We start from the raw sequence: 14,335 nt of genomic DNA, 5'->3' as shown, positions 1-14,335 counted from the left end.
GGGTCTAGGGAAGAGTCTTCTCTAGACCCTTCCTGCTTGTTGCGCCCGCTGCCCAAAAGTAACACCTTCCAAAAAGCCCCGCGCTTTCTCAAGGTGGGGGTAGCGGGCTTCAAGGGCCCTAAAAGCCGGTGAATGGTTGGGCTCCAGAAAATGGCAGAGCTCGTGAAAAATCACTGAATCCAGGGCGTACTCCGGTGCGCCCTGGAGTGTATGCGAGATGCGAATCGTGCGTTCAGCGGGGGTCGCTGAGGCCCAGCGCTGCTTCTGGTTGGTGACCCACCGGATTGAGAGCGGTTCTGGGGCTTCTGGCAGGTAGGTGGCTCGCAGGTAGTCAGCTCGCTCCCGCAAAAACTCATCGAGGGCACCCCGCTGGGCACCGGCGTCCTTACGGGCCCGGCGGGCCTCTACCTTAGGTAGCATGCGGCACAGGTAGTCCTCAATCTCCCTATCGGTGGAGGTGGCGGGGACCATCAGGCGCAGGCGTCCGTCCTTGTGCGGCGCTAGCTGTACCGTGCGGGTGCGGCGGGTAGAGCGCACCACCTCAATCTCAGGGCGGGACGCCGTTGCCGGCAGAATCTCACGCGAGGTAGCCATTAGACCCCCTTGGGAGCGATGTCGTTGATAAAGCGGGAGCGCTTGCGCCCGGCCCGCCCGCCGGGGGTTCGTGAGCGCGACCAGCTCAAGGTCAGGTAGGAGCGGGCGCGGGTAATTCCGACGTAGAAGAGACGGCGCTCTTCATCTACCTCGTCGCTGGTTTGGGCGAAGGAGATGGGCATAAGACCTTCGTTGAGGCCGCACAGGAAGACGGCCTCCCACTCTAGGCCCTTGGCTGCGTGCAGGGAGGCGAGGGTGACGCCGTTGAGGGAGGGAGCATCGCGGTGCTGGGAGCGCTGGATGAGCACGGCGACCAGCTCGTAGAGGGTGAATTCGGGGGGCAGGTCGGTGGCGCCGTTAGCGGACGCCCGCTCCCGCGCTTGCCTGCGCTCGTCGGCGAGGCGGTCGGCAAGGGACACCAGGGTTTCAAGGGACTCCCAGCGGGCTCGTTCCTGGCCGGAACGCTGGGGGGCTTTGGCTGACCAGCCCAGATTTTTGAGGTTATCTCTCACGAGCTGGGTGACGCTGTCGGTGGCTTCAGCGCCCTTGGCTGCGCCCTGGAGCATGCTGATAGCGGCACGGACTTCGGGGCGGTCAAAGAACTGTTCTGCGCCGCGAAGTTGATAGTTGATTCCGGCGTCTGTGAGGGCCTGTTCTAGGGCAGCTGATTGGGAGTTGGTGCGGTAGAGGACGGCGATATCGGCTGCTGGGACGCCCTCTTTGTCGATGAGGTCCTTGATGTCTTCAGCGATACCGATTGCTTCTTGCTCGTCATCGGCGTACTCGAACCACTCGGGTTTGGCTCCGGGCTCTCGCTGGGAGACCAGTTGCAGGGGCGGGGCCCAGGAGTAGCGGGTGGAGTCGGGCATCTGACGGCGGGCAGCTAGCAGGCGGTTGGCCAGGTCGACCACCTGCGGAGTGGAACGGTAGTCACGCACCAGCTTAACCACGGTGGCGCCCTCGAAGCGGGTGCGGAATTCGAGCAGGTGGCGGCTGGTTGCCCCGGCAAAAGAGTAGATGGTCTGGGAAGCATCGCCCACCACGCACAGGTCATCGCGGCGCCCCAACCAGGCGTCCAGTAGGCGTTGCTGCAGGGGGGAGACGTCCTGGTATTCGTCCACCACGAAGTGGCGGTACTGCTGGTGAATCTGGGCGGCAATATCGGGGTTTTCCTCGATAATGGCGACGGTCAGCAGCAGGATATCTTCAAAGTCGATGACGTTGCGCTCGTCCTTAAGCTCCTCGTAGGTGCGCAGCAGGCGCACCATATCGATGGGGCTGATATCTGCAGGCAGCTCCCGGTGAGCCAGGTGGGGCATGAGGGAGTCGGCCGTGAGCATGGAAACCTTAGCCCACTCGATTTCACTGGCGAGGTCGCGCACGATGGCTCGGTCGGTAGCCAGCCCTAGACGGCGGGCTGACTCGATGATGAACTGGGACTTGTTCTTGATAATCTCGGGCAGGGCGCCGCCGATGGCCTGGGGCCAGAAATAGCGTAGCTGGGCAAGGGCAGCTGAGTGGAAGGTTCGGGCTACGACCCCGGCGGCACCCAGCTGGCGCAGGCGTACCTTCATTTCTTCGGCTGCCCGATTGGTGAAGGTGAGAGCCAGGACGGCCCGCGGGTTGTAGCGGCCGATAGCGATACCGTAGGCGATACGGTGGGTGATGGCCCGGGTCTTGCCGGTGCCAGCACCCGCCATCACGCACATGGGCCCGGCCAGTTCGGTAGCCACCCGACGCTGTTCGGGGTCAAGCCCCTCAAGGATAGTCTCGGGGTTGGGGGCAGACAGGGTGATGGGCTGGGCCCTGAGCTTATCGTGAATCATGGTGCTTCTCCCCTACCCTCGCAGTCCTTGTGGCCGGTAGCGGCCACGCCAGCTATCTAGTCTACCGCCCAGCAGGTCCTAGGGGCTGCCCCAGCCAGAACTCAATCAGGCGGTGGGAAATTGAGCTCGGCCCGGGTAGCTGCACAGCGCCTGACCGGTGGGCATCGAGGAGCTCTGATCGACTGAACCAGCGGATTTCCTCAATCTCAGCCCCGTCGGCTTCAACCTGGTCGGGGTTTGAGATTTCAGCAAGATAGCCACACATCAGCGACCTGGGGAAGGGCCAGGGTTGCGACCCCAGATACTTCAGCGAAACAACCAGCCCGCCGCATTCCTCGTAGACCTCGCGCAGGACAGCGGTTTCGAGGGCTTCACCACCCTCAACGAACCCGGCAAAGGTAGAAAAGCGCCCTTTCCCCCAGGCCCGCGCCTGCCCCAGCAGAATCTTGCTCTCACCCACAAACTCAGCGGTAACGGCTGTGATAACGGCGGGGTCTGTGCGGGGGAAGAGCTCTCTCCCTTCTTCGGTAACCCGCACCCAGCCTCCGCGGGTAACGAAGGTGGGGGCGCCCGTCCGCGCATCATAACCAGAGGATGCATGCCAGGCACTCAAGGACGCCGCAGCCGCCAGCACCTCGTCCCAGGCGAAGGCTGCCCCCTGCCCCTCATAGGCGTAGGCAGCGTAGTCGCGTATGTTCACCCACTCGCCACCCGAGCGGGCAGCTACCACCTCAGCGAGGGTTTGCTCCTGGTTTTCAAAGCCCTGGAGGTTCAGGGGCGATTCTCCCAGGTCTAAGAAGCGGTCAAAGTCAGCCAGGATTACTAGCACGGGTTGTTCGGTTGTCTCGTCCTTCTGGGTAGGTGCGGACGCCGCTACCCGGCTCCCCGCGAAGATGAGGGTTGGGTGCTGGTGACGGTCGCCGGCAGTGTAGTCGAGTACACCTTCAGTATGCAGATCAAAAATCTGCACTAGGTCCAGCGGTTCTAGCCCCTGGCCGGTCTTGTGAACCAGCACCATACCCCGGTCAACTGCCAGCAGGGCGGGGCTAAGAAGCCAGGGGTAAAGGTCACTGGGTGTTCTATCTGTGGTGTCTTGCCTGTCCGTCAGGGCCTGCCCCAGGTGGGCGAAGAACCCCGGACGCTCCCGCACGGCACCGCTGGTTCGCACCCGGTCAGTGGTCAGCGGTAACCGCCCCAGGGGTGAAAACCAGCCCTGCCCGCTCATGCCGGGTGCGGCGTCCGTATCGCCCTGCGAACTAGATGCCGACAGATTAGTCATATTTTCAGCATTCATATCGGGTTCGTTCCAACTTCTCTTGTACCCTTAAAACTGTGACTTCAACACCGCTTCAACTTGCCGCCATCGTATCAGCTGGGGTCCCCGGGCTCTACCCCGTAGCCGCTCTCCCCTCAGCCGACGACGCCCTCGACTTCGACTCAGCCATCATCATTGACTCAGCCGACAAGCGCTGGCGCGTCCGCGCCCCCAAGCACCCCGAAGCGAGCGTACGCCTCGAAGCGGAGCACGTCATTCTCCAATCCTTTACGCCGGGGCTCCGCGCCCGCCTGCCCTTCCTCGTACCCACCATCGTGGGTACTGTTCCCCTCGACGGGCGGCAGGCCTTCATCTACACCCACAACCCCGGGGCCCACTACGATATCGACGATTTAGCGGATCTCTCCCACCGAACCCGCGAAGGCCAGCACAATATTGCGGACGAGATTGCCCGCCACATCGCTACCATTCACGTTTTCCCCACCACCATCGTTGAGGACGCCGACCTACCGGTCTACACCGGCCAGCAGGTTCGCGAGCGCCGCCTTGCCGAGCTTGACCTGGCTGTCGCTACCGGCAAGGTACCCTCTGGACTGCTCACCCGCTGGGAAGAGCAGCTCAACGATTCAGTGATGTGGGACTTCCGCCCCCGCGTCATTCATGGGGACCTCAACGAAGACAACCTGGTGCTTAATCAGAAGAAAATCGTTGAGATCACCGGCTGGTCAGAGGTCTGCGTCGGTGACCCCGCTGCTGACTTCGCCTGGCTGTACGCCTGCGAAGACCCCCTCTTCAGGGAGAGGGTCTTTGCGGCCTACCGTGAAGAGATGCCCCAGGAGCCCGACCGGAACCTCGAAGCTCGAGCTAACCTCTATGCGGAGTTCGGTCTGGCCCAGTGGCTGATTCGCGGGGTGGAGCTAGAAGACCGGGTCATGATTTCAGAGGCTGTTTCTATGCTCGACCACCTCGAAGCTGAGCTGCGAGCTGTTGGAGCCCTAGCCAGCTAACTGAGCGGCCCGCTCCAGCACCTTCTCTAGCTCTGCCCGGGTGGAGAAGTTGGTAACTTCGATACTTTCTCCGGTTGAAGCGTAGAAGAAATGGGCCTCTACGTTTTCTTCGGGTACCCCCTGTAGGCGGGCAAAGCCCAGGCGGTAGAGGGAGAGCTGCACCGACCGTTCTTTGAGCTCCTTCTTAGTGCGCGGCGGCTGCCCCGTCTTCCAGTCCACCAGCTGCCAGACGGTCGAGCCGTCGCCGTCCGTCCGGGTAAAAATAGCGTCGATACGGCCGCGTACCGTTACTCCGGCAAGCGGTGTTTCCAGCGGGTATTCCAGGGCCCAGGGTTCACGGCTTGCCCATTCGCTGGCGAGGAAGTTCTCTCGCAGGGCCGGAATATTGAGCTCTTCCTCGGTGCTGCCGTCATCAAAATCTTCGTCCATATCGAGCATACCGCTGGTGCCGAAGTGGTCTTCAACCCAGCTGTGGAAGATGGTTCCCTGGCGGGCCGCGATGCCCGGCTTTTGGGGCATGGGGCGTCGCATGTTATCGATGACGGCCTGGGGGTCTTTGACCAGGTTGACGAGCAGGGAGGCTGACAGGTGACCGGGTAGCTCGAAGGAGCTGTTTTCCGCGGGTGCGGCCAGCAGGCTCAGGAGCAGGTCGGTTTCTTCCTGCCAGTCCTCGATAGCGTCTCGTGTCTCTTGGCTCTGCTCCGGGGTGGGGTCGGGGAGGGCAGCGAGAGCTTCAGCGAGCACATCTGCCTCAAGCCCGCCGCGCAGCACGTTCTGGGCCGCACGCTCGACTACCTGGCGGGGGCTGAGCCCTGTTAGGTTGCCCTGTTTGCTCTCGTTCGGGCTGGGTGCAGGGCCTGCTGCTTCGAGTTCCTGAAGGGAGGTCCAGGTCATCTGGTGGGGCCCATCGAAGGGGTCGAAAGGCCAGAGGGCGGTAGTAATCGTGGCTGACTGGGGGTTGACTGTGCCTACCTGATCAGGGTCAAGCTCGCTCAGAATTTCAGCTAACTCAACCGGGGCATCGAGTAACTCGGCGACGAAATCAGACATGAGGCGGGGCTTAGCTGTGGTTCCCTTCCAGGCCGAGGTAGTCAGAACGAGCAGGGATCTGGCACGGGTGTACCCCACGTAGGCCAGACGGCGCTCTTCCAGGGTGCGGTGTTCTACCGCCTGCTCCGAGAGCTGGACCATAAAATCACCGAGATCCTGCAAGTGATCGAAGTCCGCCCGCCAGCCGGGTAGGTAGGCGGCATCCCCGCGCAGGGGCCAGGGCAGGGTGTCCGACTGCTTGGTCCAGCGTTCGTCCTTAGCATCGGGGAAGTCTCCGGCAGCCATGCCCGGAATATACACTTGATCCCACTCCAGCCCCTTTGAAGCGTGCACTGTAAGAATCTGTACCGCGTCGTGGCGGGGGGTCTCTGCTGCCATTTCGAGCCCGGCTTCCTGCTGGGCTGCCGCATCGAGCCAGGCTAAGAAGCCGCTAATCCCCGATGCCGAGGCGCCGGTGGCGCTGAGGGCAAAGCGGACGCCAGCTTCTCCCTCTTCCAGGGGCTGGCCGTTAGCAGCGGCCAAGAGCAGGGCGTTCACGCGGGGAGCTGTGGACTCGTAGGTAGCGGCCACATCGTAGAAGGCGTCAAGGTGCCTGCGAGCCGATGTTGCGTGTGCCCCCGGGCGGGCAGCTAGCTCGATATCGAGTAGGAGGGTGCGCTCGATTTCGCTGATGAGGGTGGTGAGGTCATCGGCGGTGAACTGGCGCAGATAGGTCAGTTCCCTCGATACGGCCTGAAGTCGTTTCAAGCCTTCGGCGCTGATGGACCGGCCGCTGCGGGCTGAGACCCAGACCTCCTGCGGCAGGTTTTCGAGTGCCTCAATGAGGGAGGCTCCGTCGGTCACATCAGGGGCGGCAGCCTGGAGCAGGCGCCGGTAGTCTTCAGCGGACGCCGGCACCTGCTCGCCAGCGTCCTTCAGGTCTCTCGCGCTGGTGGCGCCGCGTTCAGCGGCTTCGCTCAGGCCCTCAACCTCATCGAGGATTTCCTGTTCGGCGCGCAGGGCAGCAGCCTGGGCTGTAATGCCAAACCTGATTTCAAGTTCTCGCTGGCGTTTAAGGGCTTCTGCCCATTCGCCAAAGGCTAGCAGGTCAGATAAGCCGAGCCGCCAGCGGGCTCCAGCCAGTATGCGCATGAGCGCATCTGAACGGCCGGGGTCGCTCAGCACTCGGAGCACCGCCACCAGATCTACGATTTCGGGGGTATCGAGCAGACCGCCCAGGCCTACTACCTGGTAGGGGACGCCCAGCTCGTCAAAGGCTTCTTGCAAGGGTTCCATCATGGATCGCTTTTTGCAGAGGACGGCCATGGTCGGCATGTCTGAGAGCGGGCGGCCAACAAAGCTAGAGCGTTGCTCGGCAATCATCTGACCAAGGGCACGGGCTTCTTGCAGGTCAGTAAGGTACTCCCCCACCAGCACCCGCCCCGCAGTGGGGTTGGGGCGCGCGACCAGGGGCGGCACCTCGATGGTGTGGGTGCGCTGAACCCAGTCGGGGCTTACGCTCAGGGGCTCAGCTACCCGATTGGCAGCTGCCAAGATAGAAGTGTCATTTCGCCAGGCCACAGTGAGGTAGCTGGCGGTACGGTCTTCTGCTGGGAAGTAGTCGTAGAAGCTAAAGAGCTGGCCGTCAGAAGCTCCGCGGAAGCCGTAGATAGACTGCTTGGGGTCGCCCACCGCCATCACGGGGTGGGCAGGGGCATCTGCTTTTGACCCAAACAGATCGGAGAAGAGCTGCATCTGGGCATGGGAGGTATCTTGGAATTCATCCAGGAGCACCACCCTAAAGCGTTCCCGTTCTGTCTGCGCAGCCTGGGGTACGGTCTTCGCGATATGGGCAGCCTTGGCGATGAGATCGCCGTAGTCCATCACCTGCATCTGTTCTTTGATGGATGAATAGCGTTTGACCAGCTCAGCGTAAAAAATACGCAGTTGTAGCCCTTGTACCAGGGCCCGCTGTTCGGTGGTAGCCCCCTTAACCGTGGGCTTACCCAGGTGCTCTACCTGTTTCAGAGTTTCTGTGCACCAGTCGATCACGGCATCGGGGCTCACCAGGTGTTCAGCGCACTCGGACGAGAGTTTGATGATAGCTTCCACCATGGTTGATTTAGCAACGTCTTTTTCAGGCAGCTTACCCTCATAGTGCTCTACGATTTGGGCAACCAGCTGCCAGGTTTGAGCGCCACCCAGCATTTGGGCATCGTCTTCTACGCCGATGCGAAGCCCATACTGTTGTACTAGCGTATTAGCGTAGGAGTGGTAGGTGGAGATGGTGGGGTCACTCGTAACTCCGTCTGCGCTCTGATCAGGGTTTTCTCGCACGATCCCCTGGCGGCGGAGCTCTTCAAGGCGGGAGCGCATACGCTCCCGCAGTTCACCGGCGGCCTTGCGGGTAAAGGTAACCCCCAGTATCTGGTCGGCACGCACAAGCCCGTTTGCAACCAGCCACACCACTCGATCCACCATGGTGGCGGTCTTACCCGAGCCTGCTCCCGCTACGACCAGGCGGGGTACCAGTGGGGAGCTGATAATGGCAGATTGCTCCTCTGTGGGTAGGGGGCGGCCCAGGGCTTTTGCAATGTCTTCGGGGCTGAGAAGGGTTTCTGCTGGCTTCTGTTCAGTCATGATTCTGCCTTTACTGGGCGGGGCGGACGGTGATAGCGCGGCCCCGTGAGCAGATGGGGCAAATATCGGGAAGGGCACAGCCAATACCGAAGGGGCCACCTGCGGTATGCCGAGCCTGCAGGTGCTCCCCTGCAATCAGTTCGGCAGCCTGGTTGATGAGTTCAACGGCCCAGGTACTTTCAGCGGTCAGCGGGGCCTGTTCCTGCTCGGAGTAGCTCTTCGTGGTCCCACCAATTTGTAGAAGCAGGGCACCGCCAGAAAGCTCGTGGAGCCCGTTGAGTACCGGCACCTGGTTCGGTTGCAGCTTCGCTGGCTGCTCGCCTTCTTTCTGGGCTAGGGCATCGTGTTGTAGGGCCTGCTGCATCAGCGCCCCTGCACCGGCTTCAAGAGCAACCTGGTAGGCAGCGAGCTGCGAGTGCTGTTCAAGGTCTGCCTTACTGGGTTTACTCTTACCGGTCTTCAGATCGATGATGATAAAGCGCCCTACCTGGTCTACCTCTATGCGGTCTACACGCCCCGACAGCAGGGCGTCCTTGGCGGGGCCGGGCACCAGCACACTAAAGGAACCCTCGACACCTACCAGGGAGCGTCCTTTGCCCTTGAGGTCTCGCACGTAGTCGGCGAACTTTTGGAGCATGCCCTCGGCCCGCTCGACCATCTTCTGGCTCTCCCAGGTTTTGGGAAGCCCTAGCTGGGGTAGGCGGCGGTGGAGCTCATCGCGCAGGTCGGTTCCGTTCCCATCGGGCATATCTTCGCAAATGGCGTGGATGAGAGTACCCAGCGACCGCGAGGCGTCGGTGGCAGCTTCAGCACGGGAGGCAGCTACAAACCAGTCGAGGGGCGAGCGGTGAATCTTTTCAATCTGAGACGGCGATACCGGAACCGGCCCGTCCCCTTCAAAGGCCGGGGCCTGTGAGGACAGGGGTAGCAGCCCCCACCAGGAGCGGGGGTGGGCACCGGGTAGGTTCAGCCCGGAGGTCTGCTCAGGGTCAGCGAGGCGGCCCAGCAGGCGGGCAGCAGCATCGGCTTTCACCGGTGAAATGTGCTGGGCTTCTGACCACTGGCGCAGTTCGGCGACCAGGGAGCGCAGAGTCATGGGGCGGCGAACCTCGGTGAGGGGCCGCTCGCCGCCGGGGGCCGGGGCAAAGATATCGAGCAGCTCGCTGGGGGCCTGGTCGGCAGAAGATACAGCGGAGCAGACTACCCGGGAGCGGGCTCGGGAGGTTGCTGTGGCGAACATACGGAACTCGTCGAAACGGTTGGAGCGTAGGCGTTCAAGGAGTGAATAGCCGGGAGCTACTCCCCCACCGTTATTGTGCCTGTTTGCATCCAGGCGCCCGGTAGCTGCGTCCACGAGGTCGAGGGTTCCCAGTAGTGAGCCGCGGACGGTGGTGTTCGGCCAGGTGCCATCTTGCAGACCCGCGATGTAGACGGTGTCCCATTCGCGCCCTGCGGCGAGAGCGGGGGTCATGATTTCTACGGCGTCGCGGTGGTTGGTTCGCTCTGCCAGGGTATCCATGGGTAGGTCTTGGGCATCGATGTAGGCCAAGAACTGTTCGGCGGTGGCTCCCGGCATCTGGTCGGTGTAGCGTTCGGCTGCCTCAAACAGGCCTATCATGGCGTCGATGTCTCGCCCGGCTCGGTCGGCTCCTGCACCGCCTGAGAGGGACTGGGCTTTCCAGAGGGGGGCGAGTTCTGAGGCCTCCCAGAGTGCCCAGAGGACGGTTTCAGCGGTAGCGCCGGGCTGGTCGAGGGCTTTATCGCCTGCGGTGAGTACCCGGCCCAGGCGGCGTGCAGCGGCGCTGCTTTCGCCGGTGGGCAGTAATTGGGGGTTGATGAGGGCTTCAACCAGGAGGGCATCGCTGTCGCGGGTACCCCCGGCGCGCAGTTCTTCGGCACGGAGACGCTGGCGTAAACGACGCACGTCCATGGTCGAAGCCCCGCCCAAGCGGGAGGTCAATAGGGAAACCGCGGTATCAGCACCCAGGCCCCAGGTGTTTGTTTGCTGGGTAGCTGATAGCTCTGTCTCTGCGGCGTGGGGGCCCGTGGCCCGCTCTGTAGCACGTAGACGCCGGGTGTGCAGGATTAGCCCCAGGGCATCAAGGAAGGGGCGGGCGGCAGGTTCATCGCGCACGGGGGTGATGGAGGCTGCTGTTTGTACGGGAACACCCAGGTTATTGAGGGCTCGTTTGAGCCGGGTGACGTCTGAGCCGTTTCGTACGATAATAGCGCTTCGCTGGTAGGCCCTGCCCCGGTAGAGGTGGTCTTCGAGGATCATTTGGGCTAGCAGTTGGTTTTCCTGCTGGGGGGTTTCTACAACCAGGCCCAGCACCTCGGGGTCTGGTTCTGCTGCTTTTGCGGGGTTTAGCAGGGCGCCGTCGTCCCCGACCGGCAGGAGGGCTTCTTCGCTGGGCTCCTGCGGAGCGGGGGTAAGGACGCGCCGGTGGGCTGCCCGGGGCACAACGGGTAGGCGGGAGGCCAGTTCTGCCCAGCGCTCGGCGATAACAGGTGCCATGCGCCAGCTCGTGGTGAGCTCTTCTGTAACGAGAGAGGGGAAGATGTCGGGGAGGTTGGCTGCCAGCTGGGGGCTGGCTCCGCGGAAGCCCTGTACGACCGTATCGGCGCAGCAGGTCATGACCACTACCGGGCCCGAGGCAAAAAGGCCGTCCAGGTCTGCGGGTTCGGTACCTGCGCCAGAGGCCAGCGAGTTACTAGCTGTGGCACGCAGGTACTCTGCTGACCTGCCGGTTAGAACAGCCAGCAGCCGGTAGATAGAGGGAGTGAGTTCTTGCACGTCGTCAATGAGTACCAGGTCAAAGCGGGCGCGTTCTGCACTCAGCACATTGGGGTGGGCTAGCAGGGTCTTGGTGGCCTCGTGGATAAGGGCTGCGGGGTCGAAGGCATGCGGGGCGCGGAGGGCGCGCACCTGGCGGTATTCGGTGTAGAGCTTAGCCAGGGCCCGCCACTCCGGGCGGTCGAAGCGCTGCGCTAGGTCTGCAACTGCTGAGGCTGTGAGGTCGTATTCGGCTATGCGGTCGAAGAAGTCTCGCACCTCGTGGCGGAAACCGCGGGTTTCAAGGGCTTCACGGAGGTCATCGGGCCAGATAATGCTGGAGCCTTCACCGCTGCGGTGGCCGTCGAGGAGTTCTTTAATCAGGACGTCCTGCTCAGGGCCTGAAAGGAGCTTGGGGGTGAAGTCCAGGTGGGGTAGATACCCCTCGATATGGGCCCGTCGCAGCAGGTCAAAGGCGTAAGCCTGCCAGGCTCGCACCGGGGCGGTTGAGACTGTTGCGGTGATGCGGGCTGAGAGCGCTTCTCGGAACCTGGTTGCGCTGACACGTGAGGGGGTGAGCACCAGCAGACGGGCAGGGTCTTTGCCCTGCTCAATGAATCCGGTAGCTGCTTCTAGCAGGGCCTGGGTTTTGCCGCTACCGGGCGCGCCCAGAAGCAAGGTAGCGCCCTGAGTCTCTAGCTGCTCGTATGTCACCGCGCACTCCCCATCTTTTGTCGTGGTCGAGGTTCTCACTGTATTCCAAGTTCATCATAGGTGGCTGACATTTTAAGAGCCTGGGCGCCACCTGCCTCAAATATTTTTGTGGCGCAGGTTCTGTCGCTACTATCGAAGGTATGACTTCATGGACCGAGCTTCCCCGCGCCACTTTCGATCTTGAGACAACCGGTATCGACCCTAAGACTGCCCGCATCGTCACCGCTTCTTTGGTCTTGGTTTCTCCTGACGGCGAGGTGTTGCGCGCCGGGGAATGGCTGGCTGACCCCGGGGTTGAGATTCCTGAGCAGGCGTCCGCTATTCACGGCATCACCACCGAGTACGCCCGCGAGCACGGCAAGCCTGCCCAGCAGGTAGCCTACGAGGTGGCTATGGCTCTGGGCGGCCTCTTTGCCGACGGTGTTCCCGTCATCGCCTTTAACGCTGCCTACGATTTCTCGGTGCTGCATTTTGAGCTGGCCCGCTACGGGTACCCGCCGCTGACCTGCTATCCCGTACTTGACCCCCTGGTCATCAATAAGCACGTGCACAAGTTTAAGAAGGGCAAGCGTACCCTGGAAGTGCTGGCCAGCGAATACAGCGTGGAGCTGGAAAACGCCCACACTTCGAAGGACGATGCCCTGGCAGCTGAGCGCCTACTGACGGCTATGAGCTTTGAATACGAAGAGATCGAACAGCCTGCTACAGCCCTGCACGAGCAGCAGATTACCTGGGCAGCTGAGCAGGCAGCCGAGCTGCAGGACTACTTCAACCGCATTGGCAAGCAGGCGGACGTCAGCGGTGCCTGGCCGGTGCGCACCGACTAAGGTTCAGGTAGCGTGAACGCTCCGTCAGGACGCCGGTAGGCAGGTAGGTGCCTTGAGCACCGTCACCTGCCCACTGGCGTCCTTTTCTACCCTCCCTCTACTAAATTTAAAGGAGCAGATACACCACAACCGCAAGGACGACCGTGAACGAGCCCGCGCCCACTAACAGCATCTACCTCGGCTCCACCCGCAACCAGCACAAAGAACTGGTAGCCCAATCAGCGGTCGTCCTCAAGCTAGGCCTACTCCTCATGAAATCTGGAGCCAGCGCCTACCGCGTCAAAACCTCCATGTCCCGCCTGGCCAAAGCCGTAGGACTTGAAGAACACCACGCCCAGGTCCACTTCACCGAACTCTCCACCACCGCCTACTCCGGCGGCAACTTCCGCACCGAAATTGCAGAAACCCGTGTCAAGGGAATCTCCGCCTACAAAATCGACCTGCTCAGCGACTTCGTCTCGTCCCTGCCCGAACGCATCGACCCAGCTCTAGCCGACGCAACACTCACCCGCATTGAAAAAGAAAAGCCCCTCTACGCCCCCTGGCTCCTAGCTCTCGCAGCCGCCCTAGCCTGTGCAGCCTTCGCCTTCCTCAACCGGGGCGGGGTCATTGAATGCTCAGTCGTTCTCATCGCGGCCTTCGCCGGCCAACTCCTACGCTCCACACTAGCCCACCGGGGTCTCAACCATATGGCGGTCTGGATGCTCTGCGGCCTGCTCTCAGCCGGTATCTATGTGGGGGTCATGTCGGCGCTTATCGCCCCCGGTCTCATCGCGGATAACCACCTGGTGGGCTTTATATCCTCAATTCTCTACCTGGTGCCGGGCTTCCCCCTGGTCACCGGCATGCTAGAAATAGCCCGCATGGATTTCTCCTCCGGCATCTCCCGCCTTACCTACGTTGCCCTGCTCCTGGGCAGTGCGTCCTTTTCGGTCTGGCTCATATCCCTGGTCTTTAGCCTGCCCCTAGAGCAGGCCCCAGCCCCGCACCTGGACTTCTGGCTGCTCCTGATCCTTCAGATGCTGGCCTCCTTCACCGCTGCCTTCGGCTTCGCCATGCTCTTCTCGGCCACTCCCCTCTCCTGCACCTGGGCAGGGGCAATCGCCGCAATCGTAAACCCGGGTCGTATCTGGCTGGTAGAGGCCGGGTGGGCGCCCCACCTCGCCATCGCCCTGGCCGTATTTACCGCCGGGGTACTCTCAGAAATCGTTGCTCCCCTCCACGCCCGCAGGGTTTCCCGCATCTCCCTGGCGGTGCCGGCTACCGTCACCATGGTTCCCGGTGTCATGTTTTACATGTCCATGGCCCACTTCTCTAACGGCGACGTCAATGAGGCCCTAGCCAGCTTCGTGCAGGTCCTTCTCATCTTCGCTGCCCTAGGAATGGGTCTGGCCCTCTCCCGCCTGCTCATGGACAAGAACTGGCTCTACGACCGCGACACCCAGAACCTGGCGTCCCTGCCGCAGGGGCACATGAGATAAGGAAACTTACACGCAGAAGTAGGTGAAGCAGGCTCGCAGCGAAGCTGTTGGCTCGATGGAGTGAGCGGGTGCGAGCTCGCGAGCACACCAGAGCGAACGCAATCCGCCGCAAGGCGGGACGTGAGGGTCAGGCTTACGCCTATTTCGCCCGCAGATTTATTTCCTCGC

8 protein-coding genes are annotated in these 14,335 nt (G+C 62.1%); 3 read left to right on the top strand and 5 right to left on the bottom strand.

Going from position 1 to position 14,335, the window contains the following annotated elements; genetic code table 11:
- Positions 1-21 precede the first annotated feature (21 nt).
- From HWU94_RS03975 to nudC, 3 genes are all read right to left on the bottom strand, one after another.
- Positions 22-594 carry a M48 family metallopeptidase gene (locus HWU94_RS03975; protein WP_185174402.1) on the bottom strand — a complete coding sequence of 191 codons (573 nt, stop codon included), beginning with the start codon at positions 592-594 and terminating at the stop codon, positions 22-24.
- The gene (locus tag HWU94_RS03970) at positions 594-2,420 is read right to left on the bottom strand and encodes an ATP-dependent helicase (RefSeq protein ID WP_185174401.1); all 1,827 of its coding nucleotides are present in this window, start codon (positions 2,418-2,420) and stop codon (positions 594-596) included. The genes HWU94_RS03975 and HWU94_RS03970 overlap by 1 nt, the downstream gene beginning before the upstream one ends.
- A gap of 61 nt (positions 2,421-2,481) precedes the next feature.
- On the bottom strand, positions 2,482-3,699 hold the full coding sequence (gene nudC, locus HWU94_RS03965; protein ID WP_185174400.1) for an NAD(+) diphosphatase: 1,218 nt from the start codon (positions 3,697-3,699) through the stop codon (positions 2,482-2,484).
- Positions 3,700-3,752: 53 nt separating this feature from the next.
- Between nudC and HWU94_RS03960 the strand changes: the two genes are divergently transcribed.
- Positions 3,753-4,703: a phosphotransferase gene (locus tag HWU94_RS03960; protein WP_185174399.1), complete on the top strand. Its 951-nt coding sequence runs from the start codon at positions 3,753-3,755 to the stop codon at positions 4,701-4,703.
- On the opposite strand, the gene HWU94_RS03955 is transcribed toward HWU94_RS03960, so the two are convergent.
- Positions 4,692-8,372: an ATP-dependent DNA helicase gene (locus tag HWU94_RS03955; RefSeq protein WP_185174398.1), complete on the bottom strand. Its 3,681-nt coding sequence runs from the start codon at positions 8,370-8,372 to the stop codon at positions 4,692-4,694. The two genes, HWU94_RS03960 and HWU94_RS03955, sit on opposite strands and share 12 nt — an antisense overlap.
- A gap of 10 nt (positions 8,373-8,382) precedes the next feature.
- Positions 8,383-11,859 carry an ATP-dependent DNA helicase gene (locus HWU94_RS03950; protein ID WP_185174397.1) on the bottom strand — a complete coding sequence of 1,159 codons (3,477 nt, stop codon included), beginning with the start codon at positions 11,857-11,859 and terminating at the stop codon, positions 8,383-8,385.
- A gap of 140 nt (positions 11,860-11,999) precedes the next feature.
- On the opposite strand from HWU94_RS03950, the gene HWU94_RS03945 reads away from it, so the two are divergent.
- A complete protein-coding gene (locus tag HWU94_RS03945) occupies positions 12,000-12,686 on the top strand; it encodes a 3'-5' exonuclease (RefSeq protein WP_185174396.1) in 687 nt (228 codons plus the stop codon).
- A gap of 143 nt (positions 12,687-12,829) precedes the next feature.
- Positions 12,830-14,167: a threonine/serine exporter ThrE family protein gene (locus tag HWU94_RS03940; protein ID WP_185174395.1), complete on the top strand. Its 1,338-nt coding sequence runs from the start codon at positions 12,830-12,832 to the stop codon at positions 14,165-14,167.
- The last annotated feature ends 168 nt before the right edge of the window (positions 14,168-14,335 follow it).

Origin of the sequence: Rothia nasimurium, assembly GCF_014217215.1 — a bacterium.
Classification (GTDB): domain Bacteria; phylum Actinomycetota; class Actinomycetes; order Actinomycetales; family Micrococcaceae; genus Rothia; species Rothia avistercoris.
This window is presented reverse-complemented; position numbering and strand designations above follow the sequence as displayed.